Below are 26,276 nucleotides of genomic sequence, written 5' to 3'. Positions count from 1 at the left end.
CGGCGCCGCGCGCGCATGATGGGCGCATGAGCAGCCCGTGTCCCACCCATCTCGTCGGCAGCGTCTCCCAGCCCGACGCCGCATCCGTCTTCCGCACCGTCGTCGAGCATCTCGACGTCGTGCCCCGCATCCCCGACGGCGAGGTGGGCGAGCGCTTCTACTGGATCCAGTTCCAGACCCTGCGATTCGATCGGACGCCCGGCCTCGAGCGCGTCGGCGAGCCCGGGTACCGCATCCGCGACCGCTTCGACGTGCGCCCGTTCCGCGTCGTCGGCGACGTCGAGCTGCCGGATCTCGGCTACGCCGACGCGGCGATCGCGTCGTACGCGACGTTCCGCGACCTGCAGCAGGACGGCGTCGTGCCTCAGGGCACGCGCTTCCAGGTCTCGCTGCCGACGCCGATCGCGATCGTGGGCGCCTTCCTCGAGCCGGGCTCGCGGGCGGCGTTCGAGCCGATCTACGCCGCGGCGCTGCACGCGGAGCTCGATCGCATCCTCGAGGCGATCGACCACGACGCGCTCGCGGTCCAATGGGATGCGGCGGTCGAGTTCGCGATCCTCGAGCGGCACCGGGAGCCGGCCATCGTCATCGACCCCTGGTGGGAGGGCGACGCGCTCGAGGGCATCGTCGACCGGCTCGTCGAGGTCGGCGGATGGGTGCCGACCGACGTCGAGCTCGGCTACCACCTCTGCTACGGCGACGTCGAGGAGGCGCACTTCGTGCAGCCCGAGGACGCGGGCACGCTCGCCGCCGTCATCGCGGGGCTGCTGGGCGCTGCGACGCGGACGGTGTCCTTCCTGCACCTGCCCGTGCCCATCGAGCGCGACGACGCGGCGTACTTCGCGCCGCTCGCCGACGTCCGCTGGGGCGCGACGCTGCCGATCCTCGGGCTCGTGCACCACGAGGACGGCGTCGAGGGCGCGCTGCGTCGCGCGTCGGCGGCCGCGGGCGCGGTGCCGCCCTTCGCCATCGCGACGGAGTGCGGCTTCGGTCGCGGGCCGCAGGAGCGCACCGTGCCGTTGCTCGAGCTGCACCGGGAGGTCGCGGCGGCGCTCGCCCGCTGACGCGCGCCGCCGCTGCACCCGGCTACGCCTCCTGGTCGTCCGCACCCTTCGAGCGCAGGCGCGCCAGCAGGCCCGCGCCGACCGCTGCAGCGGCGGACGCGGCGGCCACGAGCGGCGCCGTGATCCCGGCACCCGTCTGCGGGAGCGAGCCCGACCCGCCGGAGCCCGACGCGCCACCGGCGCTGCCGGAGGGAGCGGTGGAGACCGACGGGCTCACGCCGTCGCTCGGCGACGGTGCCGTGCTCGGAGGCACGCTCGGCTGCCCCGACGAGGGCGGCGTCGAGGGCTCCGGGCTCGGCTCGACCGGGATCGGCAGCACCTGCACGACCGTCGGACGCGGGCCGTGGAACGTGCCGTCGACGCCCGTCGCGCCCGCCGGCGCGTAGTCGGGCCACAGCGAGCTCGGGGCGTCGAACAGGCCGTCCTCGCCGGGATGCTGCACGGCCACGAACACGTGCCACTCGTCGTCGTGGATCACGGGACCGCACGTCTCCGACTGCACGGGCACCGAGAGGAACTGCTCGACGAGGCCGCGCTGCTCGCCCTCGAGGCGCACGCGGAAGAGGCCGTCGTTGTAGCCGATGCCGCTCGGTGCGCCGTCGGTCGAGACCCACAGGTTGCCCTCCGAGTCGAACGCGAGGTTGTCGGGGCAGGAGATGGGGGAGACCTGGTCGACGGGAAAGCCTGCGAAGTACGTCTGGTCGCCCTGCGCCGGGTCGCCGCAGAGCATGAGGATGCTCCAGCGGAACGTCGTGCCGGTGTGGTCGCCGCCGTCCTCGGCGATCTCGATGACGTGGCCGTCGCGGTTCTGCGTGCGCGGGTTCGCCTCGTCGGCAGGGGCGTTGGCGCCGACCCCGCGGTTCGAGTTGTTCGTGCACGCGACGTAGATCAGCCCGGTCAGCGGGTTCGGCTCGACGTCCTCGCAACGATCCATCTTCGTCGCGCCGACGAGGTCCGCGGCGCCGCGCGTGTTGACGAGCACCTCGTCGGCCGCCCAGCCCGCGACCTGCGAGACGCCGCCCACGACGAGCGGCAGCCAGCGGCCCACGCCGTCGAAGGCGCCGTCGGAGGGCAGCCTGCCCGAGCCGTCGATCTCGACGGTCGAGTTGCCCTCGAACTGCGCGACGTAGAGGTCGCCGGTCTCGAGCAGCGTCATGTTCGACGCGCGGTCGCCCTCGACGTAGGTGCCGGCCGACACGAACTTGTACAGGTAGTCGAAGCGCTCGTCGTCGCCCATGTACGCGGCGACGCGGCCGTTCGCGGCGACGTGCACGTTCGCGCCCTCGTGCTTCATGCGACCCATGGCGGTGTGCTTGCGCGGCGTCGAGGTGGGGTCGAACGGGTCGACCTCGACGATCCAGCCGAAGCGGTTCGCCTCGTGCTCGTAGCCGGGGGTGCGGATGTCGAATCGCGGGTCGTCGAGCTCCCAGCCGCGCGCCGTCGTCGGCGACGTCAGCCCGTAGCGCCGGTCGGCCGCGGTGGCGCCGGACGCGGCGAAGTAGCCGTTGAAGTTCTCCTCGCCCGAGAGGATGGTGCCCCACGGCGTCGTGCCGCCCGCGCAGTTGCCGAGCGTGCCGAGCACGACCGTGCCCGTCGGGTCCGCGACCGTCTGCAGCAGGGGTGAGCCCGCAGCGGGGCCCGTGAGCCGGTAGGGCGTGTCGTCGAGGAAGCGGCGGTTGCGCGCCGCGCCCACGACGGGCTCCCACGGATCCGCGTCGCTCGCGCGCGCGAGCTCGACGACCGAGAGGCCGTGCGCGGCGCGTCCGACGGCGCGAACGCGCGCGGGATCGTCCGCGATCTGGGCCGCGGGGAACATGATCGGCTCGTTCGTGTACTCGTGGTTCACGAACAGCAGCGCCGTCGTCGCGTCGATGCGCAGGATGTCGGTGTAGTCGCAGTTGTAGCCGAACTGGCGACGCTGCTTCGCCTCGGTCTGGTCGAGCGCGTCGAAGGCGGGGGAGTCGAGGAAGAGCGGGTCGCCCCAGCGCAGGATCGGCTGGTACGTGAAGCCCTCGGGCACCGTGAGCTCGTCGACCGTCGCCGCCACGGGGGCGATGGGCGTGAAGCCGAACGCGGCGCCCGGCACGGGCGCGGCCGCCTGCGCGGGCGCGGCGGCGCCGATCGCCTGCGTCGTGAGGAGGGCGACGGTGCCCGCGACGCCGGCGCCCAGCAGCGTACGGCGCGAGAGCTCGGCGTCGATGATGTCGCGCAGGTACGCGTTCCTCGACGTGTTGCACACGTCGCCGAGGCACGCGTTCGCGCACTTCAGGTGGCACGTGACGGCGCTGCGCTTGCCGCGCACGTGCGCGGCCATCGGCAGCAGTGGACGGCGTTCGACATCGACCATGCGGGAGCCCCTCCTCGAGCGCCCGTCGACCCGAGCGGTCCGGCGCACGCGAGCCACGCAACCCGCTCGGGGTGGACGGCAGGTGTCGTGTCGGTTGCGTCGCGGGGGCGCGCCGACGGCGCGCGGGCGAACGCGCCGCCCGGACGTCAGCCGTCGTGGCGCGGCGGCTCCGGCAGCGTCTCCGCGTACGCGCGCACCGAGCGCCGGTACCGGGGCAGGCCGGGCTCGAGCGCCTCGACCAGCACGCGCACGGCCTCGCCGCTGCGACCGGCGTCGTGCAGCGCGAGCGCGAGGAAGATCGCGCGGGCGTCGCCGACGGCGTCGTGGTCGGGTGCGTGCGCGAGCACCTCGATCGCCTCGTCGATCCGACCGAGGTTGCGCAGCGTCGATCCGTGCTGGATGGCGAGGCGCGCGGCGCGCTCGTCGTCGAGCCCGAGCTCGAGCGCCCGTCGGTAGTGCGCCGCGGCGATCTCCTCCATGCCCAGCGAGTCGAAGACGCCGCCGAGCTCGAACGGCCCTCGCGCATCGTCCGGACCGAGCTCGGCGACGAGCGCGCGCATCCGCCGGATCATCTCCTGGGGGCGCTCCTCGTCGAGGGCGGCCCAGAACGCATCGATCCGCTCCTGCCAGTCCGTCTCCGTCACGGCAGCGCGTCCTCGTCGACGGCGAGCCCCGTGTGGCGCGCGGCGAATGCGAGCTGGTCGGCGAACTCGAGCGCAGCGGCATCCTTCGGCTTGCCCATGCCGTGTCCCGCGCGGGTGTCGACGGACAGCAGGATGGGGGCGTCGGCACCCGTCGCAGCCTGCGCGCGCTGCAGCGCCGCGGCGAACTTGAACGAGTGCGCCGGCACGACGCGGTCGTCGTGGTCGCCCGTCGTGACGAGGGTGGGCGGGTAGGCGACGCCTTCGCGGATGGCGTGGAGCGGCGAGTAGGCGAGGAGCGCCGCGAAGTCGTCGGCGTCGTCGGGATCGCCGTAGTCGCTCGTCCACGCCCAGCCGATCGTGAAGCGATGGAACCGCAGCATGTCGAGCACGCCGACGCCCGGCAGCACCGCAGCCCACAGCTCGGGTCGCTGCGTCAGCGCCGCGCCGGCGAGCAGGCCGCCGTTCGATCGCCCGTGGAGCGCGAGCTGCGCCGGCGTCGTGACGCCCGTGGCGACGAGGTGCTCGGCGATGGCGTAGAGGTCGTCGAAGACCTGCTGCTTGGCGCCCTTCGTGCCCTGCTTGTGCCAGTCGGAGCCGAACTCGCCGCCGCCGCGGAGGTTCGGGACGACGAGCACGCCGCCCGCATCCACCCACGCGGCGAGCACGGCGCGGAAGCCCGGGTTCATGGGGATGTTGAAGCCGCCGTACGCCCAGATCAGCGTCGGGCGGGGCGCGGTGCCGTCGTCGCCAGCGGGGCGGACGAGGAAGGCGGGCACCTCGGCGCCGTCGGAGCTCGTCGTGCGGATGCGCGTCGTGGTCGCGGCGGGTGCGGCGGGGCCGGGGGTGGGGAGCGTGCGGTGCGCCACGAGTCGCGGGCCGTCCGTCTCGACGACGTGGCGCGTGCCGCGGTCGACGAACGACGAGGTGGTGGCGAACACGGTGGGCGAGGTCGCACGAGCGCTGAGCCCCGTGAGGCTCACGCCGTCGCCGATCGGCACGTCGTCGCCGAGCGTGCCGTCGTCGGCGGCGAGCTGCACGCGATGGGAGGCGTCGTGCGAGTACTCGAGCACGAGGCCGCCGGCGGTGAGCGACGCGCCCAGCAGCACGTCGGTGGCGTGCTCGGCCACCACGGTGGAGCGCTCGCCCGAGACGAGGTCGAACGCGTCGAGCCGGTAGCGCGGTGCGCCCTCGTCGGTGACGAAGAGCAACCGGCCGTCGCGCACGCCGATGGCGTTGCGCTCCACGTCGTGCCCCTCGACGAGCTGCCGCAGCGCCGTGACCGGCTCGTCGTGCCTGCGCACGTGCAGGTCGTTGCCGCTCGACGCACCCGTGTCGGTCTGCAGCACGAACCACTCGTCGTCGCGCGGCCAGTGGCGCGCGAAGAGGCGCGGCTCCTCGGGTCGCGAGAAGAGCACGGCGTCGTCGGCGGGATCCTCGCCGACGACGTGCACCATGAGCCGCCCCGCGCCCATCTCGTCGGTGAGGCCGTTGCCGTTCGGCGCGTCGTAGCGCCAGTACGTGAACGAGCGCCCGTCCGGCAGCCACACGGGCTGGTTCCACTTCGTCCACGGGATCTCGTCGGCGAGGTCGACGCCCGTCACGACGTCGCGCACCTTGAGCACGCGCCAGTCGGATCCGCCGTCGGCGACCCCGTAGGCGAGCAGCTGGCCGTCGGGGCTCACGGAGGCCGTGGTGACGGAGACGGTGCCGTCGGCCGAGAGCAGGTTCGCGTCGAGCACGACGCGCGCGTCCTCGAGCTCGTCGACCGAGTCGGCGACGGTGAGCACGTCCTGGTTCTGCCCGTCGTTGCGCCACGCGAAGACGCGGCCGCCGCGCTCGAACGGGCAGCCGCGCGTCGGTGCCGTGAGCAGCGCCGTCACGCGCGCGCGGAACGCGTCGCGGCCGGGGAGCGCGGCGAGCACGGGCTCGGCGAAGGCGTTCTGCGCGGCGACGAACGCCGCGGTCTCCTCGGAGTCCGCATCCTCGAGCCACCGGTACGGGTCGGCGATGCGCACCCCGTGCAGCTCGTCGACCGTCTCATCTCGTCTCGCCTCGGGGTACGCACGCATGTCCCCCACCCTCTCAGAAACGAAATGAGGTTTTCGGCCCTTTCTGACATCAGAATCGGCCGAAAACCTCAGATCGTTGAGCGGGGCTACTTGGCGACGCCCGGGTGCGTCATCGAGAGGAGGTCGAGCGCCTTGTCGAGGTCGGCCTCCGTCAGATCGCCGCGCTCGACGTAGCCGAGGTCGACGACGGCCTCGCGCACCGTGATGCCCTGCGCGACGGAGTGCTTCGCGATCTTCGCCGCCGCCTCGTAGCCGATGAGGCGGTTGAGCGGCGTCACGATCGACGGGCTCATGCCGGCGAGTGCGGCGGCGCGCTCGACGTTGGCCTCGAGGCCGTCGATCGTCTTGTCCGCGAGCACGCGCGACGCATTCGACAGCAGGCGGATCGACTCGAGCAGCGCGGTGCCCATGACGGGGATCTGCACGTTCAGCTCGAACGAACCCGACGCGCCCGACCACGCCACCGTCGCGTCGTTGCCGATGATGCGCGCGCAGACCATGAGCACGGCCTCGGGCACGACGGGGTTCACCTTGCCCGGCATGATCGACGAGCCGGGCTGCAGGTCGGGGATCGCGAGCTCGCCCAGCCCCGTGTTCGGGCCCGAGCCCATCCAGCGCAGGTCGTTGCAGATCTTCGTGAGCGAGACCGCGATCGTGCGCAGCGCGCCCGACGCCTCGACGAGACCGTCGCGGTTCGCCTGGGCCTCGAAGTGGTCGCGCGCCTCGGTGATCGGCAGACCGGAGGATGCTGCGAGCTCGGCGATGACGCGCTCGGGGAAGCCGATCGGCGTGTTGATGCCCGTGCCGACCGCCGTGCCGCCCTGCGGCACCTCGGCGACGCGGGGGAGCGCCGCCTGGATGCGCTCGATGCCGTACCGCACCTGCGCGGCGTAGCCGCCGAACTCCTGGCCGAGCGTCACGGGCGTCGCATCCATGAGGTGCGTGCGGCCCGGCTTCACGGCGCCCTTCCACAGCTCGGCCTTCGCCTCGAGCGCCGCGGCGAGGTGCTCGAGCGCGGGGATGGCCTGCTCGACGAGCGCGCCCGTGACGGCGACGTGCACCGAGGTGGGGAAGACGTCGTTCGACGACTGCGACGCGTTGACGTGGTCGTTGGGATGCACGGGAGCGCCGCGGTGCCGCGAGGCGAGGGTCGCGAGGACCTCGTTCATGTTCATGTTCGACGACGTGCCGGAGCCCGTCTGGTACGTGTCGACGGGGAACTGGTCGTGGTGCGCGCCGCCCACGACCTCGTCGGCGGCGGCGACGATCGAGTCGGCGACGTCGGCCTCGAGGATGCCGAGCTCCTTGTTCGCCAGGGCAGCGGCGCGCTTGATGCGCGCGAGCGCGACGATCTGCGCCGGCTCGAGGCCGGAGCCCGAGATGGGGAAGTTCTCGACGGCGCGCTGCGTCTGCGCGGCGTACAGCGCGTCGACGGGGACGCGCACCTCGCCCATCGTGTCGTGCTCGATCCGGTACTCGGTCATGCTCGTCGGCCTCTCTGCTCGGTGGTCGTGGCGGTGCCGCTCGATGGAGCGGGGGGGAGTGATGGGTCAGTCGATCTCGGCCGTGACGGCCTCGACGAGCGCCTGCATCTCGGCGTCGCTCGCTGTGCCCGCGACGACGAACGTCGACGTGTCCGTCTGCGTCCACGCGACCCAGGCCAGGTTGCCGGGGTCGTCCATGTCGCGCTGGTCGGCGACCGTCCACTCGACGCCGTCGACGTCGAGGGAGCCCGTCTCGGAGGCGTCGCGCGTCGTGGCGGCGAGCCAGCTCGCGTCCGCGCCGACGCCCTGCGTGAGCGAGGCGAACGCATCGTCGGCGGTGATCCAGCCGACGTACCACTGCGCGATGCCCGCGGGGCCGTCGCGCAGCTCGGCCGCGTTCGCGCGCCATCCCTCCGGCAGGTCGGGGCTCACGACGGTCGTGCCGAGCGCGGCGGACGCGTCGGCGGCGGCGGCGGGCACGTCGATGGGCTCGGGCGGCGCCGGGTCGGCGCGCATGACGAACAGCACGACGACGAGCACGATGCCGAGCGTCGCGAGCATCGCCGCGACGAGGTTGACGAGCGTCTTCGAGCCTCGGTAGCGCGCGCTCGAGGCGGCCTTGCGCTCGGCGATCTCCTCGGGCGTCTCGGGACGACCGAGCTCGGCGACGACGCGCGGCTGCTTGGGGCTCACGAGGCGTCGGCCTCCGTGCCGCGTGCGGCGTCGAGGCGCGCGCGCGCGCCCTGCAGCCACTGCTCGCAGCGCTCGGCGAGCGCGTTGCCGCGCTCCCACAGCGCGAGCGACTGCTCGAGCGTGACGTCGCCCGACTCGAGGGCCTGCACCACGCGCACGAGCTCGTCACGCGCGGCCTCGTAGCCCAGCTCGTCGGCGGGCGTCTGCCCGATGGGCGCAGCGGTCTCGCTCACGGTCCCGATCCTACCGCCGCCGCATCGGACGCGATCCGACGTGCAGTCGGTGCAAGGATGGACCAATCCCCCCACCGCGTGATCGAGAGGATCAGCCGTGCCCGCACCGTCCGACGCCGCCATGGAGGAGATCCGCACCCTCGTCGCCTTCGACACGACGAGCCGCGACTCGAACCTCGAGCTGATCGCGCACGTCGAGCGCCGGCTCGACGCGCTCGGCATCGCCTCGACGCGCATCCCGAACGCCGAGGGCACGAAGGCGAACCTGCTCGCGACGATCCCCGCCGCCGACGGGTCGACCGACGGCGGCATCGTGCTGTCGGCGCACACCGACGTCGTGCCCGTCGACGGGCAGGCGTGGTCGAGCGAGCCCTTCGCGCCCGAGGTGCGCGACGGCCGGCTCTACGCGCGCGGCTCCGCCGACATGAAGTCGTTCCTCGGCGTCGTGCTCGTGCAGGCGGCCGACATGGTCGCGCAGCCGCTCGCCGAGCCCATCCACCTCGCCCTCTCCTACGACGAGGAGGTGGGATGCGTCGGTGCCGTCGACCTCGTCGACGAGCTCGCGCGTCGCGGTGGCCTGCCGCGCGGCTGCGTCGTCGGCGAGCCGACGAGCATGCGCATCGTGCGCGGCCACAAGTCGATGAACGTCTTCCGGATCGACGTGCGCGGCGTCGCGGCGCACTCGTCGCTCACACCGCAGGGCGAGAACGCGATCGTCGCGGCCGCCGAGCTCGTGCGCTTCGTGCAGTCGGTCGCCGACGAGATGCGCGAGCAGGGTCCGTTCGACGACGGCTACGTCGTGCCGTACACGTCGGTGAGCGTCAACCGCATCGACGGCGGCATCGCCGTGAACACCATCCCGGCCGAGTGCTCGATCCACTTCGAGTTCCGCGCCCTCACGACCGTCGACCACCCGGCGCTCGTGCAGCGCTTCGTCGACGAGTGCGCGCGCGTCGAGGCCGACATGCGCTCCCGCTTCCCCGAGGCGTCCGTCACCCTCACGACCACCGCGGCCGCGCCCGGCGTCGACACGCCCGCCGACGCCGAGATCGTCGCCCTCGCCGCCGAGTGGGGCGCGGTGCCGAGCGACGACAAGGTCACCTACGGCACGGAGGCCGGGCTCTTCGCGAACGCCGGCATCCCCACGGTCGTCTGCGGCCCGGGCGACATCGCCCAGGCGCACGCGCCCGACGAGTTCATCGCGCTCGACCAGATCGCGGCGTGCGAGGCGTTCGTCTCGCGCCTCGTGGCATCCCTGCGCGCCTGACGCGCCCGCACCCCATCCATCCCAGGAGCATCGTGAGCACCAGCACCGCCCAGCCCCCGCGCGAGGTGTCGCCCGAGCGGCTCGCCGCCGCGCGCAAGGCCGTCATCTCGTCGTCGATCGGCGCCGCGCTCGAGTGGTTCGACATCATCGTCTACGCCTCGTTCGCCGTCGTCATCACGCGCATCTTCTTCCCCGACGCCGGCGAGTACGGCCTGCTGTACACGTTCGCGACGTTCGCGACGACCTACCTCATCCGTCCGCTCGGCGGCTGGCTGCTCGGCTCCTACGCCGACCGCAAGGGCCGCAAGAACGCGCTCACGCTCACGCTGCTGCTCATGATGATCGGCACGCTGCTGATGGCGGTCGCCCCGACCTACGCGATGGTGGGCGTCTGGGGTGGCGCGATCATCCTGCTCTCGCGCCTCATCCAGGGCTTCTCCGCCGGCGGCGAGTTCGGCACGGCCACGACGTTCCTCGTCGAGACGGCGCCGCACAAGAAGATGTTCTACGCGTCGTGGCAGATCGCCGCGCAGGGCGCGTCGATGCTGCTCGCGTCGGCGTTCGGGTTCGCGCTCAACACGTACCTCACCGCCGAGCAGCTCGACGCGTGGGGCTGGCGCGTGCCGTTCTTCGTCGGCCTGCTCATCGGCCCGGTCGGCCTGTACATCCGCGCCCGACTCGCGGAGCCCGAGGAGCTCGGCGCGCACGAGCGACGGAAGTCCCCGATGGGCACGCTGCTCACGCAGCACCTCGGCCGCATGCTCGCCGGCTCGGCGGTCATCGGCGTCGCGACGATCTCCGTCTACATGATCCTGTTCATGCCGACGTTCGCGGTCGCGAACCTCGACGTCGCGCCCGAGGCCGCGTACCTCGGCGGCGTCGTCGCGGGTGCCATCGCCCTGTTCGGCTCGCCGCTCGTGGGCAGGCTCGCCGACCGGGTGGGACCGGCGCGCGTCATGACGTGGGCCGCGGTGGCGGCGCTCGTGCTCGCGTGGCCGATCTTCCAGGTCATCGTGACCCTGCGCAGCGTGCCGGCGCTCATCATCTCGATCGGCCTGCTCGGCCTCATCATGGCGTTCTACTTCGCGCCGCTGCCCGGGCTCCTGTCGTCGATGTTCCCCGCCGAGATCCGCGGCACGGGCCTGTCGATCACGTACAACGTCGGCGTCACGCTGCTCGGCGGCATCGCGCCGCTCGTGCTGACGTGGCTGCTGCAGGTCACCGGCAACCTCAACGCGCCTAGCCTCTACTACATGGCGATCGCCGTGCTGTCGCTCGTCGGGCTCTTCTTCGTGCGTCGGACCTTCCGCCAGCGCTGAACGCAGCAGGACGAGCCGCGACCATGACGTATCGCAGGTGATCTCGCCCCGGGAGGGGAATGCTCCCTCGTGCGCCGGGATCGCCTGCGAGACGCAGCAGGTCGGGACTCCTGCGAGACGCAAGAGGGCGGACCGCTGCGCGTCGCGTCTCGCAGGAGACGCAGCGCGTCAGACCGCCGGGCGCGCCTCGGTGACCGTCGCGCCGAGCGTGCCGGCGGCCAGGGTCACGAGCACCGCGTCGCCGGGCGCCGCCGCGCCGGCGTCGCGCAGCACCGCGCCGCTCGCCGTCTGCACGACGGCGTAGCCGCGGTCGAGCGTCGCCTGCGGGCTGAGCGCTCGAAGACGGTCGGCGAGCCGATGGATGCCGTGCTCCGCTCGCTCGAGCGACCGGCCGGCGAGGTCGTCGGCGCGCACGGCGAGCTGCCGCACCTCCGACAGGTGCGCGTCGATCAGCGTCTCGGGTCGCGCGAGCGACGGGCGCGAGCGCAGCGACGCCAGCCGCTCGACCTCGTGCGCGACGCGCTGCGTGACGCGCGTGCGCAGTCGGGCGCGCGCCTGGGAGACCATGTCGAGCTGCTCGGCGACGTCGGGCACGACGCGCTTCGCCGCATCCGTCGGCGTCGAGGCGCGCAGGTCGGCGACGAGGTCGAGCAGCGGGCGGTCGGCCTCGTGGCCGATGGCCGACACGATCGGCGTCGATGCCGCGGCCGCCGCGCGCAGCACGCGCTCGTCGCTGAAGGCGAGCAGCGCCTGGAAGTCGCCGCCGCCGCGAGCCACGACGATGACGTCGACGTCCGGATGCGCGTCGAGCGTCTCGATCGCGCGCGCGACCTCGCGCGGTGCGGCGTCGCCCTGCACGGCCGCGTGCACGACCTCGAACCGCACGCCCGGCCAGCGCAGCCGCGCGTTGCGCAGCACGTCCTGCTCCGCATCCGAGTCCTTGCCCGTCACGAGGCCGACGCAGTGGGGGAGGAAGGGCAGGCGGCGCTTGCGCGCGGGATCGAAGAGCCCCTCCGCCGCGAGCCGCTGCCGCAGCTCCTCGAGCCGGGCGAGCAGCTCGCCCAGGCCGACGTGGCGCATGGCCCGCACCTGCATCGACAGCGTGCCGCCCTTCGCCCAGTACTCGGGCTGCACGAGCGCGACGACGCGATCGCCCTGGCGGAATGGCTCGCGCAGGCTCGACGTGAACGCCTTGGCGTCGATGGTGAAGTCGCCGTCGACGTCCTTGACCTTGCCGAACACCATCCCCCGCCGCACGTTCCACTGCGTGAGCTCGCCCTCGACCCAGACGGCGCCGAGACGGGCGACGTACGACTGCAGCTCGGTCGCGAGGCGGGCGACGCTCCAGGGCTCCTCGGGCGTGCCCGTGACGCGATCGCCCATGCGGCCTCCGAACGTAGGATCACTCGTGTCACGACCTCGAACGGCCGGATCCCGCTGGATCCGCCGCACTCGCCGATCGTCCGCCACAGGCTAGTCGACCCCGGCGACGCCGAGCCCCCTCCGCCGACGGGAAGCTCGTCCTCTCGCTGCCGAAGGAGCTGCGTCCCTCCAGGCGCTGACGGCGGCGGACCCTACCCGCCCGAGCGTGCGCGCGCACGTCGCTGCGTGCTCGCGCGAGCCGGGGCATGCTGGATGCACGCCGTCGATCGCACGGCGAGGACGACGCTGGAGGGACCATGAGCGACGAGACCGTGCAGGACGCCGGGGTCGAGAGCACCGACGAGTGGACCGAGGAGGTCGCCGCGGGTGCGGACTACGACGAGACGCTCGGCGAGGGCGTCGAGGAGCCCGAGCCCGTGGGCGTCGACGACACCGACTCCATCACGGTGCAGGATGTCCCCGAGGGCTACGAGGACCGTGACGAGGACGTCGCCGAGGACGACCCGGCCGATGTGCCCGACGAGCACGGCGGCGCGAGCTGGGCCATCGACACCGACGGGAACGGCGTCGACGACACCGTGCTGCCCGAGGGCACCGACTCGATCGTCGACGAGAACGCCGACTGGGAGTAGCCACCGTCATCGAGGGCGCCTGCGACGCTCCTGCGCCGCGCGGGCGCCCTCGTCGCGGGCCGGACGCATCCGCGCCTCGCGCATCCTCGATCGGAGTCGCCATGCAGCACCGCGTCCTCGCCGCCGTGCTCCTCGTCCTCGCAGCCGTCGGCGCGGTGGGGACCGGGATCCACAACCTCGCGTACTTCGGGTCGGCGGATGCGAGCGTCGCCGGCTACCTCGAGGGATGGTTCGTCAACGCCGCCTCGTCGTCGGCGGCCGTCGACCTGCTCGTCGTCGCGTCGGCGGCGAGCATCGTGATCCTCGTCGAGGGCGCGCGCATGGGCTGGGCGCGCTGGGCCTGGGTGCTCGTCGTGCTCGGCGGACTCGTCGCGATCGCCTTCGCCTTCCCGCTCTTCCTCGCGCTGCGCGAGCTCGCGCTCGACCGGCGCGAGCGCGCGACCGCGCGATCGGACGCCTGACTCGGCGCGTCCCGATCCCGCTCCCAGGCTCGCGGGTGCAGGATGACGGCGTGCGACGACAGCCCATCCTCCTCCGCCTCGCGATCCTCTGCTTCGTGCTCGGCGGCTTCGCCCTGTTCCGCAACCTGGTCTCGACGTGGTCGACGCTGCAGGACTACCCGAGCGCGCAGTTCCTGCCGGTCTTCCTCTCGACTCGGTCGGCGTCGGGCGGCGTCGACCCGATCCTCGTGTACTTCGTCTGGGGCCCGCTCGTCTTCGGGGGCCTCGGCGTCGTGCTGCTCGTCGTCCACCTGCTCACCCGCGCCGGTGGGGCCGTGGCCGTCGGCGCAGGCGCCGCGACCGCCGCAGGGTGGCAGCAGCCTCAGCAGCCGGGCGGATGGCAGCCGCAGGAGCCGCAGGGATGGATGCCGGAGCAGACGCAGCAGCAGCCCGGCGGCTGGCAGCCCGAGCAGCAGCAGCCCGGATGGCAGCCGTCCCCGCCGTCGGCGCCGCAGCCCGGGCCGGTGCAGCCGCTCGGCGGCACGCAGCCTCCGCCGCCGAACGCGAGCGACCGCATCCAGCCGTAGCGGATGCGACGACGGCCCCCGGCGCGATGCCGGGGGCCGTCGTCGTGTCGCGCGATCGCGTCAGCGCGACGACCAGCCCGCCGAGCCGAGCTGCTGCGTCGCCTCGACGACGCGAGCCGCCATCGCCGTCTCGGCCGCCTTGCCCCATGCGCGCGGGTCGTACTGCTTCTTGTTGCCGACCTCGCCGTCGACCTTGAGGAAGCCGTCGTAGTTGCGCAGCACCGAGTCGGCGACCGAGCGCGAGTACGCGTACTGCGTGTCGGTGTCGATGTTCATCTTGATGACGCCGTTGCGCACGGCCTCGGCGATCTCGGCGTCGGTCGAGCCGGAGCCGCCGTGGAAGACGAGATCGAGGGGCTTCTCGCCCGTGCCGTGCTTCGCCTGGATGCCGGCCTGGATCTCGCCGAGCAGCTCGGGGCGCAGCTTGACGTTGCCCGGCTTGTAGACGCCGTGCACGTTGCCGAACGTCAGCGCCGCGATGTAGCGGCCCTGCTCGCCGAGGCCGAGGGCGTCGACGGCCTGCTCGACGTCGCCGAGCGTCGTGTACAGCGCATCGTTCGAGCCCTCGTGCTGCACGCCGTCCTCCTCGCCGCCGACGACGCCGATCTCGACCTCGAGGATCGCGTCGATCGCGCGCATGCGCGGCAGCAGCTCCTTCGCGATCTCGAGGTTCTCGGCGAGCGGCACGGCCGAGCCGTCCCACATGTGCGACTGGAAGAGCGCGGGGCGGCCGGCGGCCACCTCCTCCTCGCTCGCGGCGACGAGCGGCAGGAGGAAGGAGTCGAGCGCGTCCTTGGGGCAGTGGTCGGTGTGCAGCGCCACGGTGATCGGGTACGCCTTCGCGACCTCGGTGACGTACCGCGCGAACGCGATCGCGCCACCGGCGCGGTTCTTGACGCTCTGGCCGGCGAAGAAGTCGGCACCGCCCGTCGTGACCTGGATGATGCCGTCCGAGCCGGCCTCCGTGAGTCCCTGGAGGACCGCGTTGATGGTCGACGACGACGAGACGTTGATCGCGGGGTAGGCGAAGGCGTTGGCCTTGGCCTTGTCGAGCATCTCGGCGTACTGGTCGGGCGTTGCGACGGGCATGGGCATCTCCTTCGAGCGGATGGCGTCGCCCCGAGTCTAGGAGCGTGCGGGGTCGCCGCGCCCTCGTCCTGCGAAGCCGACTTCCTATAGGATCGTGACGTCGCACCGAACGGGAAGGGGACGCGATGACGCGTCTGTTCAACGATCCATCGGCGTTCTCCGACGAGATGATCGAGGGCTTCGCCGCAGCCTCCGCTCGCTGGGTGACCGCCGTGCCGGGCGGCGTCGTGCGCTCGACGCGTGCACCCGAGGACACCGTCGCCCTCGTCATCGGCGGTGGCAGCGGGCACTACCCGGCCTTCGGCGGCCTCGTCGGCCCCGGCATCGCGCACGGCGCGGCCATGGGCAACCTCTTCGCCTCGCCCTCCACGCAGCAGGTCTACGCCGTGGCGAAGACCGCCGACCAGGGCATGGGCGTGCTGCTGTCGTACGGCAACTACGCCGGCGACGTGCTGAACTTCACGGAGGCGCAGGAGCGGCTGCGGTCCGAGGGGCACGACGTGCGCACCGTGCTCGTCACCGATGACATCTGGAGCGCGCCGGCCGAGCGCAGGCACGAGCGTCGCGGCATCGCCGGCGACCTCGCCGTCTTCAAGGTCGCGGGCGCCGCCGCCGAGGCGGGGGCCTCGCTCGACGAGGTGGAGCGCCTCGCGATCAAGGCCAACGAGCGCACGCGGTCGTTCGGCGTCGCGTTCGGCGGCTGCACGTTCCCGGGCGCGGACGAGCCGCTCTTCACGGTGCCCGAGGGACGGATGGCCGTCGGGCTCGGCATCCACGGCGAGCCGGGCATCGACGAGGTCGACGTGCCCACGGCCGACGAGCTGGCTGCGCTGTTCGTCGAGAAGCTCCTCGACGAGGTGCCCGACGGCGTCGAGGTCGACGGCGCGCGCGTCGTGCCGCTGCTCAACGGCCTCGGCTCGGTGAAGTACGAGGAGCTCTTCGTCGTCTACCGCGCCGTCCACCGGCTGCTCGGGGAGCGCGGCATCGTCGTCGTCGACCCCGACGTGGGCGAGCTGTGCACGTCGCTCGACATGGCCGGCTGCTCGCTGACCCTCGTGTGGCTCGACGACGAGCTCGAGGAGCTGTGGAGCGCACCTGCCGACACCCCCGGATACAGCAAGGGATCCGTCGCTCCGCAGGAGCGCGTGGAGGTCGTCGTCGAGGGCGTCGAGGAGGCCGCGATCCCCGAGGCGTCCGACGCGTCGAAGGCGGTCGCCCGCACGATCGGCACGGCGTTCGTCGAGATGGCCGAGGCGATCGACGAGGCCGCCGACGAGCTGGGCAGGCTCGACGCGATCGCCGGGGACGGCGACCACGGCATCGGCATGCAGCGCGGCGTGCATGCGGGCCGCGACGCGGCGGTGGCCGCGGTGGATGCGGGCGCGGGTGCGGAGACGACGCTGCGCCGGGCCGCGGACGCGTGGGGCGACCGCGCCGGCGGCACCTCCGGCGTCATCTGGGCGACGATGCTGCGCGCCGTCGCCGCCGCGCTGGGCGACGAGGCGCGCGTGACGCGCACCGAGGTCGCCGCGGGCGTCGACGCCGCGCGCGACGCCGTCACGTCGTTCGGCAAGGCCAAGGTCGGCGACAAGACCATGATCGACGCGATCGTGCCCTTCGCCGACGAGCTGCGCGACCGCGTCGCCGCCGGCGACTCCCTCGTCGACGCGTGGAGCCACGCGGCGGGCGTCGCCGAGGAGGCCGCGCAGGAGACCGCGGCGCTCGCCGCCACGCTCGGCCGTGCGAAGTCGCATGGCGAGAGGTCCATCGGCACGCCCGACCCCGGCGCGGTGTCGTTCGCGCTCATCTGCACGACCGTCTCGGACGTGCTCGCACAGACCCTCGAGGAGGACGCATCGTGACGCTTCGGCTCATCATCGGATCGGACAAGGCCGGCTTCGACTACAAGGAGATCATCAAGGCCGACCTGGAGGCGAACCCGGGCGTCGCGAGCGTCGTCGACGTCGGCGTGCCGTCCGACTCGGATGCGACGAGCTACCCGAACGTCGCCATCGAGGCCGCCGAGCGCATCGCGCGCGGCGAGGCCGACCGGGCCATCCTGCTCTGCGGCACGGGCCTCGGCGTCGCGATCTCGGCGAACAAGGTCAAGGGCATCCGCGCCGTCACGGCGCACGACTCCTTCTCGGTCGAGCGCTCGATCCTGTCGAACGACGCGCACGTGCTGTGCATGGGTCAGCGCGTCGTCGGCATCGAGCTCGCCCGGCGTCTCGCCAAGGAGTGGCTGACGTACACGTTCGACCCGTCGAGCCATTCGCAGGCGAACGTCGACGACATCTGCGCGTACGAAGGCGTCTGACGATGGCGAGGTTCGCGATCGGCTCGAGCCTCAAGATGTACTTCGGCAAGGGCGCGACCGAGCGGTGGACCCGCGACGTCGCCGCCATCTGCCGCATGCACGAGGCCGTCGCCTCCGGCGTCGTCGAGCCATTCGTGATCCCCACGTTCCCGTCGATCCCGGCCGTGGTCGACATCGCCGTGCCCGCGGGCATGACGGTCGGCGCGCAGGACGTGCACTGGGAGCCCTCGGGGGCCTTCACGGGCGAGGTGAGCGCGCCCGAGCTCGTCGAGCACGGCGTGCGGATGGTCGAGATCGGGCACGCCGAGCGTCGTGCGATGTTCGGGGAGACCGACGAGACCGTCGCGCGGAAGGTCGTCGCGGCGCTCGACGCGGGCCTCGCGCCGGTGCTCTGCATCGGCGAGGCCGTGCGCGACGACCCGTCGGCCGCTGCGGCTGCGTGCGTGCAGCAGCTCGAGGCATCGCTGCGGCTCGCACGCGAGCGCGGCGTCGGAGGACGGCTCGTCGTCGCCTACGAGCCCGTGTGGGCGATCGGCGCTCCCGAGCCGGCCGGGGACGCGCACATCCGCGGCGTGACGAGCGTGCTGCGCGACCACCTCGCAGGCGACGCCCTGCTGCCTCGGGCGCAGGTCATCTACGGGGGATCCGCGGGGCCGGGGCTCCTGCCGCGCATCGCGCCCGACGTCGACGGCATGTTCCTCGGCCGCTTCGCGCACGACCCCGCCGCCTTCGGTCGCATCCTCGACGAGGCGCTGGAGGTCGCGGCATGAGCCGCCCGCTCGACGTGCAGCGCACGGCGCTGCGCGATCAGGTCCACGACCGGATCCTCGCCGACCTGCTGGACGGCACGGTGCAGCCGGGGGAGCGGCTCTCGATCGACACGCTCGCTCGCGAGCTCGCCGTCTCGCCGACGCCCGTGCGCGAGGCGCTCGTGCAGCTCGAGCGCACGGGCCTCGTCACCCGGGAGGCGCTCAAGGGCTACCGCGTCGCGCCGCTGCTGGATCGCGAGCAGCTCGCCGAGCTGTTCGACGCTCGGATGCTGCTGGAGGTGCACGCCGCCGAGCTCGCGGCGCCGCACGCGCTCGCGATGCTGCCGGACCTCCGGCAGGCGCACGAGTCGCACGAGGCGGCGAGCCACGACGTGCTGCACGCGCACGCGGCCGGCGAGGTGCCGCTCGAGGTCACGCAGCGCTACTTCGACGCCGACGGCGCCTTCCACGAGGTGATCTTCGCGAACGCCGGCAACCGCTACCTGCGGGACATGCACGCGTCGCTCGGCGCGCTGACCCACCGGCTGCGTCAGGCGGCGCTGCGAGGGCCCAGCGACGTCATCGAGGCCATCGCCGAGCACCGCGCGATCCTCGACGCCTTCGCATCGGACGACCCCAGCGCTGCCGTCGACGCGATGGCACGGCACATCGACGGCGTGCGCTCGAGGTCGCTCGCCGATCGGTGATGGCCCGGAGCGTCTCGCAGCCCGCCCGTACGCGGTCGTCAGGTGCCTCGGTCGTCGTCGAGCGGCACGAAGGCGACGGCGCGCACCGGAGCGCCGTCGGACTCCGTCAGGCGCAGGGGCATGGCCGCGAAGACGCAGCGGCCGTGCGGGATGCGGTCGAGGCCCTGCAGGTACTCGATCTGCAGCACGCCGGCGGCGAGCAGGATCCGGTGGCACGGCCAGTCGTCGACCGGGTCGGCTGCGGGAGCCCACGCCGCGTCGTGCTCGGCGCGGATGCCTCGGTCCTGCGGGAAGTCGAACCCGATCGCCGTGACGCCCGCATCGAGCACCCACGCCGCGGCGTCGCGCGTCATGAAGGGCGCCCGCGTCCAATGCTCCGGCGTCGTCGTCGGCCAGCGCGACGCGTGGTCGCTGCGCACCAGGAGGATGTCGCCTGCGCGGACGTCGGCCGTGGCCAGGTGCTCGGCGCGGATGGCCGCATCGTCCCCGAGCCAGGAGACGTCGGCGATCGCTGCCTCGCCCGTGACGTCGGCCAGCGCGACGGAGGACATCCGCGCGCCATCGTCGGCGACGTGCCACGGCGCGTCGACGTGCGTGAAGGCGTGCGCACCCATCTCGAGCCTCGTCGAATGGAACCGGCAGCCGCCCGCGGCCATGACGGTGGCGTGCTCGATCGTCGGCGCGAACCGCCAGTGCGGCTCGATCGGCATCGAGCAGTCGACGACGCGGTGGCCGAGCAGCTCGGTCATGCCGCGTCCGTGCCGCCGGAGCCCAGCGCGACGTCGAGGCGATAGCGCTCGATGGCGTTGCGCGCGAACATCGCCTCCTGCTCGTCGCGCGAGCACCCCGCGACGATCTCGGCGAATCCGCCGAGGATCTCGGCGTAGGTGCCGACGAGCGAGTCGACGGGGAAGTTGCTGGCGAACATGATGCGTGCGGGGCCGAAGGCATCGATCGCGCGCAGCACGATCTCGCGGTTCGCGTCGACGGTCCAGGGTTCATCGGGCACGCCGATGCCCGACACCTTCATCCAGACCCGATCGAGCGAAGCGATGCGCCCGATGGCCGCCGACCAGCCGTCGATCGCCTCGCGGGACCGGTCGGCGGGCAGCGCGGTGTGGTTGATCGTGAGCGCCGTCTCGGGATGCGCGCGCACGAGATCAGCCGCCTCGTCGAGATGCCACCAGGCGGTCTGCAGCTCGAAGTCGAGACCGAGGGGTGCCAGACGGGAGTAGCCGTCGCGCCACGTCGGGTCGGACAGCAGCGTCCTGCCCGGCTCGCTCGGCGACGCCGTCTGTCCGGGCTTGTGACGGATGCCGCGCACGATGCTGCGCTCCGCCATGGCCTCGAGGGTGGCGGCCGCATCGCTCCGATGCAGCTGCACGCGCCCGATGGCCGCGCTCGGCAGGCCGAACCTGGCGCGCACCGACTCGATGTGATCGATCTCGCCGAGCGGATCCGCATCGTCCCACTCGGTCTCCATCGTGACGCACCCCACGAGGCGCATCCCGGCGCTCGCGGCGTCGCGACGCAGGTCGTCCGGCAGGTAGTCGCGCTTGATCGACTCGTAGTCCCCGTAGCGGAACGGGATGCGCGCTCCAGGTCGCAGCCACGGCTGCCGTCCCTCGCCCGGCTCCCAGAAGTGGTGGTGCGCGTCGACGAGGTCTCCGCGGTAGGCGCTCATGCGCGCGCTCGCGCGAGGGGACGCTCGAAGTCGACGAGCATCGACCCGACCAGGTAGACGACCGCGGCAGCGCCGAGGAACACGAAGGCGCCGCCGAACCCGCCGCCGGCCGCGCCGATGGCGAAGCCCATGACGATGGGGGCGAGGCCGCCGCCGCCCGACGAGGCCACGTTCATGACGCCGCCGACGCGACCGACCTGCGGGCCGGGCACGAGGAGCGCCGGGATGGTCCAGTAGAGGCCGCCGAAGTTGATGAAGAAGACGGCGGTGGACAGCAGCGCCAGGGCGACGATGCCGTCGGTCACGGGCGGGATGGCGAAGATCGCGACCGCCGTGCCGACCCCCGAGACGCCGAGGATCGTGCGCATGACGACGTTGTAGCGCGTCGTGGCCGCTCGCCAGCGGTCCGCGACGAATCCGGCGACGAGCTGCCCGAGGACGCCGGAGCCGTAGACGAGGAACGTGCCCCAGCCGAGCGCGGCGAGGTCGAAGCCGAGGGCCTGCGAGAGGTAGGACGGCGTCCACGAGATGATGCCCCACCAGATGGTCGCCCAGCCGAGCCGGCCGACCATCATGCCCCAGAACGACCGTGACGCGAGGTAGTCGACGGCGCGGGGGAGGGGGCCGGTCGCCGTCGACGACGTGCCGGCGACGACGGCGGTCTCGTCCTCGATGCGCGCGAGCTCGGGCGCGCCGACGCCAGGGTGCTGCTGCGGCGTGTCGCGCAGGTAGAGCCAGTAGAGCGCCGCGACGAGGATCGTGAGCCCGCCGGTGACGATGAAGGCCCAGCGCCAGTCGCCCAGCGCGCCGATGAGCGCGACGACCACGAGGCCGCCGACCGCCGAGCCGAACGGCCCGGCGGCGTCGACGAACGTCGCGCCACGGGCGCGCTCCTTCGGCGGGAGCCACGCGGCGTTGAGCTTCGCCGCGGCGGGGAAGACGGGCGCCTCGCTCGCGCCGAGGCCGAGGCGCGTCAGGACGAGGAAGATGCCACCCGTCGCGAGGCCGCCGAGCAGCTGGAACGCACCCCAGACCACGCCGGCACCGCCGACGATGGCGCGGGGTCCGAACCGGTCGAGCAGCCAGCCTCCGGGGATCTGGAAGAGGAGGTAGGTCCAGAAGAACGACCCGAGGATGACGCCCTGCAGCTCGGGCCCGAGGTCGAACTCCTCCGCGATGAAGGGCATCGCGATCGACAGCGTCGCGCGGTCGATGAAGTTCAGCAGCACGAGGATCCACAGGATGGCGAAGATCTGCCATCGCACCCAGGTCCGACGTGTCGGTCGGTTCGTCGTCGCGGTCATCGTGACTCCCTCGTCCAGCGGCGTTGCCGTCGTAGATCCTATAGGATATCGTTCGATCGGTGCAGCGGAGCCCGCGGCACCAGACCGACACGACGACGTGGCCGCACGGCCGAGGAGCAGCACATGAGCACCCGACCCCGCATCGCACTCACCCTCGGCGACCCCGGCGGCGTCGGGCCCGAGCTCGTCGCGCGCTGGCTCACGAGCGACGATGCCACCCGCGACGCCGACCTCGTGATCGTGGGGGACGAGGAGGAGCTGCGCGACGCCGCGATCGACGCCGGGGTCGATCTCGACCTGTCGACGATCGACGGTGCCCGCCTCGTCGACAACGGCGGCACGCGTCCGGACGGCGGATTCGAGCGGAAGGTGGCGACCGAGGCCGGCGGCCGGTGGGCGATGGCGAGCCTGCGCACCGCGCTCGAGCTGTCGAAGGCGGGCGAGGTCGACGCCATCGTGTTCGCGCCGCTGAACAAGACGTCCCTCCACCTCGCGGGCATGACCGAGAACGACGAGATGTCGTGGTTCGAGACCGTCCTGGACGACGGCACGAGCGCCACCGAGCTCAACATCCTGCCCTCGCTCGTCACTGCGCGCGTCACCTCGCACTGCTCGATCGCGGAGGTCGCGGACCTCATCGAGCTCGACCTCGTCGTCGAGCGCGGCGAGCTGCTCGAGCGCGTGCTGCGATCGCGCGGCATCGACGCACCGCGCATCGGCGTGTGCGCTCTCAACCCGCACGCGGGCGAGGGCGGCAAGTTCGGCAGGCACGAGATCGACGTCATCGCACCCGCGATCGAGCAGCTGCGCGCTCGCGGCATCGACGCCTCCGGTCCCTTCCCGAGCGACACCATCTTCCTCAAGGCCCGCGACGGCGCGTTCGACGGCGTCCTCACGATGTACCACGACCAGGGCCAGATCGCCGTCAAGCTCATCGGCTTCGACCGCGGCGTGACCATGGCGGGCGGCCTCTCCGTGCCGGTGTGCACGCCCGCCCACGGCACGGCCTTCGACCTCGTCGGCACCCGCTCCGCCGGCATGGGCGCCTACGAGCACGCCGTCCGCACGGCGATCGGCGTCGGTGCCCAGCGCCGCGCAGCCGCCGCGGCCTGAGCCACGAGCGCCCCCATCCGCATCCGACCCACCCACCACCCCATCCGCATCACAGCACCAGGAGATCGACGATGACCTCACGACCCACCGCCCTCGTCGCGACGGCCGCCGCCGCCGCGTTCGCCCTCGCCGCCTGCTCGAGCGGCACGACCGCAGCCGACGGCCCCGTCTCCGGCAACGTCACGATGGTCGTGCCGTTCTCCGCCGGTGGTGGCTCCGACGCCTCGGGCCGCGCCATCGCGAGCGGCCTGGAGGGCGTCACGGGCCTCACCATCACCACCGAGAACCGCGAGGGCGGCTCGGGCGCGGTCGGCTACTCGTACTTCCTCGGCGAGGAGGGCAACCCCAACGTGCTGCTCGCCGCCGAGACGAGCCTCATCTCGATCCCGCTCTCCCAGGACGTGGAGTTCGAGTCCACGTCGTTCACGCCGATCATGAAGCTCGGCGACGACTACACGCTCATGGTCGTGCCCGCCGACAGCCCGTACGAGACGTGCACCGACGTCATCGAGGCGGCCGAGGACGGCCGCGTGGTCGCAGCCGTCTCGGGTGCCGTGAGCCTCGACGAGGTCGTGTTCAGCCTCGTCGAGGAGGATCAGGGCGTCGAGTTCGATCGCGTGCCCTTCGAATCCGGCGCCGAGGTCATCGCAGGCGTGCTCGGCGGCCAGGTCGACATCGCGAGCCTCAACCCCGGCGAGGTCGTCGGCCAGCTCGAGTCGGGCGACATGCGCGCGCTGTGCGCCTTCAGCGAGGAGCGCTACGAGTACGAGGCGATCGCCGACGTGCCGACGGCCACCGAGCAGGGCATCGACGTGGCCTTCGCGCAGTTCCGTGGCTTCATCGCTCCCGGTGGGCTCACCGAGGAGCAGACGCAGTTCTGGATCGACGCTGCCGAGGAGTTCGCCGAGACCGAGGCGTACGACGAGTACATCGAGGCGAACCTCATGCAGCCGAACGTGCTCTACGGCGAGGAGTTCGCCGAGTACGTCGCCGGCAACGAGGCCGACCTCGAGACGGCGCTCGGCCAGTGAGGATCTCCGTCCGAGCTGCGGGGACGGGGTTCAGCCTCGTCCTCGCAGCCGTCGGGCTCGCCGCGGCGATCGTCGGCTCGACCTACGGCTTCACCGGCGAGGACGGGCGCATCGGGCCCGGCTTCCTGCCCGTCGTCTTCGGCGGCGCCGTCGCGCTGCTCGCGGTCGTCGACGTCGTGCAGCGCGTCCTGCGCCGCGATCGCGGCGTGACGATCGAGGACCTCGCGACCGACCTCGCGGCGAGCGACGCCGAGCCCGAGGTCGCGCCCGAGGACGAGCCGCTGCGCAACGAGGCGGGCGAGGAGGTCGACATCTTCGGCCGCACGCAGCGCCAGCGCACCCGCATCCTCATCTCGGTCATGGTCGGCCTCGTGGGCGCCGTGCTGCTCACGCCGCTCATCGGCCTGCTGCTGTCGTTCACGCTCCTCATGGCACTCGTCGCCATCGTCCTCGAGCGGCGCCCCGTCGTGCCCTCGCTCATCATCTCCGTCGTCGCCGCCGCGGTGATCTGGCTCGTGTTCCGCGAGCTGCTCAGCGTGCCGCTGCCGACCGGCCTGCTCGGACTCATCTGATGCTCGACAACCTCATCCTCGGCTTCTCGCAGGCGCTCACGCCCGAGAACCTCCTCTGGTGCCTCATCGGCGTCGTCGCCGGCACGGTCATCGGCCTGCTGCCGGGCCTCGGCGCCACGACCGGCGTCGCGGTGCTGCTGCCGCTCACCTTCGCGCTCGAGCCCATCACGGCGCTCATCATGCTCGCGGGCATCTACTACGGCGCCCAGTACGGCGGCACGATCACGAGCGTCCTGATCTCGACGCCCGGCGAGGCCTCCAGCGTCGTCACGACGCTCGACGGCTACCAGATGGCGCGGCAGGGCAGAGCGGGACCCGCGCTCGCCATCAGCGCGATCGGCTCGTTCGTCGCGGCGATCATCTCGCTCGCGCTGCTCGTGACGCTCGCGCCGCCGCTCGCCGACCTCGCGCTCGGCTTCGGCCCCATCGAGCAGCTCGCGATCATGCTCCTCGGGCTCGTGATCGTCGTGACCTTCCAGGGCGGGGCGCTCGTGCGCGGCGCCATGATGGCTGCCGTCGGCCTCCTCATCTCGACCGTCGGCGTCGCGTCGGGCTTCACCACGGCGCGCTTCACGTTCGGCAACGTCGACCTGCTCTCGGGCATCCCCTTCGTCGAGGTCATGATCGGCCTCTTCGCCCTCGGCGAGGTGCTCTACCAGATCCGCGTCGGCGCCGCCGCGCCCATCCGCGCGCGCTTCAAGGACATGGTCATCCGTCGCACGGACATCACGCGATCGATGCCCGCCATCCTGCGCGGCAGCGGCATCGGCTTCCTGCTCGGCATCCTGCCCGGCGCGGGCTCGACGCTCGCTTCGTTCATGTCCTACGGCATCGAGAAGCGCGTCTCGAAGAATCGCGCGAACTTCGGCAAGGGCGCCATCGAGGGCGTCGCGAGCCCGGAGTCGGCGAACAACTCCGCCGCGAACGCGAACTTCGTGCCCACGCTCGCGCTCGGCATCCCGGGTGGAGCGACCACCGCCGTGCTCCTGGGCGCCTTCACGATCTTCGGCCTGCAGCCTGGTCCGCTGCTGTTCGAGACGCAGCCGGCGCTCGTGTGGGGCCTGCTCGTGTCGTTCTTCATCGGCAACGTGCTGCTGCTCGTCCTGAACCTGCCGCTCGCGCCGGTGTTCGCGCAGATGCTGCGCATCCCGTACGCGTACCTGTACCCGATCATCCTGCTGACGAGCGTCGTCGGCGCCTTCGCCGTGAGCAACAACCTCTTCAGCGTCTGGCTCGTCGTGCTCTTCGGCATCCTCGGCTGGATCCTCAAGGAGCTCGACCTGCCCATCGCTCCGCTCGTGCTCGGCCTCGTGCTCGGCCCGCTGCTCGAGAAGTCGCTCGTGCAGACGAGCGCCCTCGGCCAGGGCAACCTCGGCGTGATCTTCACGAGCCCCGTCGCGATCGTCGTGCTCGTCTCGGCCATCGCGCTCGTCGTGCTGCCGAAGGCCGTCGTCGCGATCCGGCCGCGCGTCGCCGCGGCCCGGGAGCGCGCCAAGGAGACGGCCCGATGAGCACCGCCTCCGATCCGTCAAGGACCTCCTCGGCGAC

The 26,276-nt window shown here is 72.5% G+C and carries 25 protein-coding genes; 14 read left to right on the top strand and 11 right to left on the bottom strand.

The window, feature by feature from the left end; translation table 11 throughout:
- Nucleotides 1-26 precede the first annotated feature (26 nt).
- Complete coding sequence (locus C1N71_RS10510; protein ID WP_137756353.1) at nucleotides 27-1,064, top strand: hypothetical protein; 1,038 nt, start codon at nucleotides 27-29, stop codon at nucleotides 1,062-1,064.
- 22 nt (nucleotides 1,065-1,086) lie between these two features.
- On the opposite strand, the gene C1N71_RS10505 is transcribed toward C1N71_RS10510, so the two are convergent.
- From C1N71_RS10505 to C1N71_RS10480, 6 genes are all read right to left on the bottom strand, one after another.
- Complete coding sequence (locus tag C1N71_RS10505) at nucleotides 1,087-3,411, bottom strand: PhoX family protein (RefSeq protein ID WP_137756352.1); 2,325 nt, start codon at nucleotides 3,409-3,411, stop codon at nucleotides 1,087-1,089.
- Nucleotides 3,412-3,557: 146 nt separating this feature from the next.
- Nucleotides 3,558-4,055 carry a tetratricopeptide repeat protein gene (locus C1N71_RS10500; RefSeq protein ID WP_254677981.1) on the bottom strand — a complete coding sequence of 166 codons (498 nt, stop codon included), beginning with the start codon at nucleotides 4,053-4,055 and terminating at the stop codon, nucleotides 3,558-3,560.
- Complete coding sequence (locus C1N71_RS10495) at nucleotides 4,052-6,124, bottom strand: prolyl oligopeptidase family serine peptidase (protein WP_137756351.1); 2,073 nt, start codon at nucleotides 6,122-6,124, stop codon at nucleotides 4,052-4,054. Before C1N71_RS10495 ends, C1N71_RS10500 begins: the two co-directional genes overlap by 4 nt.
- A gap of 86 nt (nucleotides 6,125-6,210) precedes the next feature.
- Nucleotides 6,211-7,608 (bottom strand): class II fumarate hydratase, encoded by a 1,398-nt coding sequence (locus tag C1N71_RS10490; RefSeq protein ID WP_137756350.1) that lies wholly within the window; start codon nucleotides 7,606-7,608, stop codon nucleotides 6,211-6,213.
- A 66-nt stretch (nucleotides 7,609-7,674) separates the two neighbouring features.
- Entirely contained in the window at nucleotides 7,675-8,301 is a 627-nt protein-coding gene (locus C1N71_RS10485) for a DUF4245 domain-containing protein (RefSeq protein WP_137756349.1), read from the bottom strand.
- A complete protein-coding gene (locus C1N71_RS10480; RefSeq protein WP_254677980.1) occupies nucleotides 8,298-8,534 on the bottom strand; it encodes an exodeoxyribonuclease VII small subunit in 237 nt (78 codons plus the stop codon). The genes C1N71_RS10485 and C1N71_RS10480 overlap by 4 nt, the downstream gene beginning before the upstream one ends.
- Nucleotides 8,535-8,631: 97 nt before the next feature.
- Here C1N71_RS10480 and argE point away from each other — a divergent pair, with 97 nt between their 5' ends.
- Complete coding sequence (gene argE / locus C1N71_RS10475) at nucleotides 8,632-9,801, top strand: acetylornithine deacetylase (protein WP_254677979.1); 1,170 nt, start codon at nucleotides 8,632-8,634, stop codon at nucleotides 9,799-9,801.
- Between the two features lie 32 nt (nucleotides 9,802-9,833).
- Nucleotides 9,834-11,120, top strand: coding sequence for an MFS transporter (locus tag C1N71_RS10470; RefSeq protein ID WP_137756347.1), 1,287 nt, complete (start codon nucleotides 9,834-9,836; stop codon nucleotides 11,118-11,120).
- 168 nt (nucleotides 11,121-11,288) lie between these two features.
- Here C1N71_RS10470 and xseA read toward each other — a convergent pair whose 3' ends face one another.
- Entirely contained in the window at nucleotides 11,289-12,503 is a 1,215-nt protein-coding gene (gene xseA, locus C1N71_RS10465) for an exodeoxyribonuclease VII large subunit (RefSeq protein WP_137756346.1), read from the bottom strand.
- A 296-nt stretch (nucleotides 12,504-12,799) separates the two neighbouring features.
- Here xseA and C1N71_RS10460 point away from each other — a divergent pair, with 296 nt between their 5' ends.
- From C1N71_RS10460 to C1N71_RS10450, 3 genes are all read left to right on the top strand, one after another.
- A complete protein-coding gene (locus C1N71_RS10460) occupies nucleotides 12,800-13,135 on the top strand; it encodes a hypothetical protein (protein ID WP_137756345.1) in 336 nt (111 codons plus the stop codon).
- Between the two features lie 101 nt (nucleotides 13,136-13,236).
- A complete protein-coding gene (locus tag C1N71_RS10455) occupies nucleotides 13,237-13,596 on the top strand; it encodes a DUF2834 domain-containing protein (protein ID WP_137756344.1) in 360 nt (119 codons plus the stop codon).
- Between the two features lie 50 nt (nucleotides 13,597-13,646).
- The gene (locus C1N71_RS10450) at nucleotides 13,647-14,162 is read left to right on the top strand and encodes a hypothetical protein (protein ID WP_137756343.1); all 516 of its coding nucleotides are present in this window, start codon (nucleotides 13,647-13,649) and stop codon (nucleotides 14,160-14,162) included.
- 60 nt (nucleotides 14,163-14,222) lie between these two features.
- Here C1N71_RS10450 and fbaA read toward each other — a convergent pair whose 3' ends face one another.
- Nucleotides 14,223-15,251 carry a class II fructose-bisphosphate aldolase gene (fbaA, locus tag C1N71_RS10445; protein WP_137756342.1) on the bottom strand — a complete coding sequence of 343 codons (1,029 nt, stop codon included), beginning with the start codon at nucleotides 15,249-15,251 and terminating at the stop codon, nucleotides 14,223-14,225.
- 125 nt (nucleotides 15,252-15,376) lie between these two features.
- Here fbaA and C1N71_RS10440 point away from each other — a divergent pair, with 125 nt between their 5' ends.
- Genes C1N71_RS10440 through C1N71_RS10425 form a run of 4 tightly spaced genes read left to right on the top strand, consistent with a single transcriptional unit; the run spans nucleotide 15,377 to nucleotide 19,024 of the window.
- Nucleotides 15,377-17,113 carry a dihydroxyacetone kinase family protein gene (locus tag C1N71_RS10440; protein WP_137756341.1) on the top strand — a complete coding sequence of 579 codons (1,737 nt, stop codon included), beginning with the start codon at nucleotides 15,377-15,379 and terminating at the stop codon, nucleotides 17,111-17,113.
- Nucleotides 17,110-17,568 (top strand): ribose-5-phosphate isomerase, encoded by a 459-nt coding sequence (locus C1N71_RS10435; RefSeq protein WP_137756340.1) that lies wholly within the window; start codon nucleotides 17,110-17,112, stop codon nucleotides 17,566-17,568. The genes C1N71_RS10440 and C1N71_RS10435 overlap by 4 nt, the downstream gene beginning before the upstream one ends.
- A 2-nt stretch (nucleotides 17,569-17,570) precedes the next feature.
- Entirely contained in the window at nucleotides 17,571-18,338 is a 768-nt protein-coding gene (locus C1N71_RS10430; RefSeq protein WP_137756339.1) for a triose-phosphate isomerase family protein, read from the top strand.
- Nucleotides 18,335-19,024, top strand: a complete 690-nt coding sequence (locus C1N71_RS10425; protein ID WP_137756338.1) for a GntR family transcriptional regulator — start codon at nucleotides 18,335-18,337, stop codon at nucleotides 19,022-19,024. The genes C1N71_RS10430 and C1N71_RS10425 overlap by 4 nt, the downstream gene beginning before the upstream one ends.
- A gap of 38 nt (nucleotides 19,025-19,062) precedes the next feature.
- Here the strand turns inward: C1N71_RS10425 and C1N71_RS10420 are convergent, their stop codons facing one another.
- From C1N71_RS10420 to C1N71_RS10410, 3 genes are read right to left on the bottom strand one after another with little or no spacing between them, the layout of a single operon-like run.
- The gene (locus tag C1N71_RS10420; RefSeq protein ID WP_137756337.1) at nucleotides 19,063-19,773 is read right to left on the bottom strand and encodes a cyclase family protein; all 711 of its coding nucleotides are present in this window, start codon (nucleotides 19,771-19,773) and stop codon (nucleotides 19,063-19,065) included.
- Complete coding sequence (locus C1N71_RS10415) at nucleotides 19,770-20,708, bottom strand: amidohydrolase family protein (protein WP_137756336.1); 939 nt, start codon at nucleotides 20,706-20,708, stop codon at nucleotides 19,770-19,772. Before C1N71_RS10415 ends, C1N71_RS10420 begins: the two co-directional genes overlap by 4 nt.
- Nucleotides 20,705-21,973, bottom strand: coding sequence for an MFS transporter (locus C1N71_RS10410; RefSeq protein ID WP_175414187.1), 1,269 nt, complete (start codon nucleotides 21,971-21,973; stop codon nucleotides 20,705-20,707). Before C1N71_RS10410 ends, C1N71_RS10415 begins: the two co-directional genes overlap by 4 nt.
- Before the next feature lie 162 nt (nucleotides 21,974-22,135).
- Between C1N71_RS10410 and C1N71_RS10405 the strand changes: the two genes are divergently transcribed.
- The 4 genes from C1N71_RS10405 to C1N71_RS10390 all read left to right on the top strand — a co-directional run bounded on the left by C1N71_RS10405 (nucleotide 22,136) and on the right by C1N71_RS10390 (nucleotide 26,239).
- Nucleotides 22,136-23,125 (top strand): 4-hydroxythreonine-4-phosphate dehydrogenase PdxA, encoded by a 990-nt coding sequence (locus C1N71_RS10405; protein ID WP_137756334.1) that lies wholly within the window; start codon nucleotides 22,136-22,138, stop codon nucleotides 23,123-23,125.
- 71 nt (nucleotides 23,126-23,196) lie between these two features.
- Nucleotides 23,197-24,156: a tripartite tricarboxylate transporter substrate binding protein gene (locus C1N71_RS10400; RefSeq protein ID WP_137756333.1), complete on the top strand. Its 960-nt coding sequence runs from the start codon at nucleotides 23,197-23,199 to the stop codon at nucleotides 24,154-24,156.
- Nucleotides 24,153-24,728, top strand: coding sequence for a tripartite tricarboxylate transporter TctB family protein (locus C1N71_RS10395; RefSeq protein ID WP_137756332.1), 576 nt, complete (start codon nucleotides 24,153-24,155; stop codon nucleotides 24,726-24,728). The genes C1N71_RS10400 and C1N71_RS10395 overlap by 4 nt, the downstream gene beginning before the upstream one ends.
- Nucleotides 24,728-26,239 (top strand): tripartite tricarboxylate transporter permease, encoded by a 1,512-nt coding sequence (locus tag C1N71_RS10390; protein WP_137756331.1) that lies wholly within the window; start codon nucleotides 24,728-24,730, stop codon nucleotides 26,237-26,239. Before C1N71_RS10395 ends, C1N71_RS10390 begins: the two co-directional genes overlap by 1 nt.
- Nucleotides 26,240-26,276: the final 37 nt, after the last annotated feature.

Origin of the sequence: Agrococcus sp. SGAir0287 (assembly GCF_005484985.1) — a bacterium.
Lineage (GTDB): Bacteria > Actinomycetota > Actinomycetes > Actinomycetales > Microbacteriaceae > Agrococcus.
This window is presented reverse-complemented; position numbering and strand designations above follow the sequence as displayed.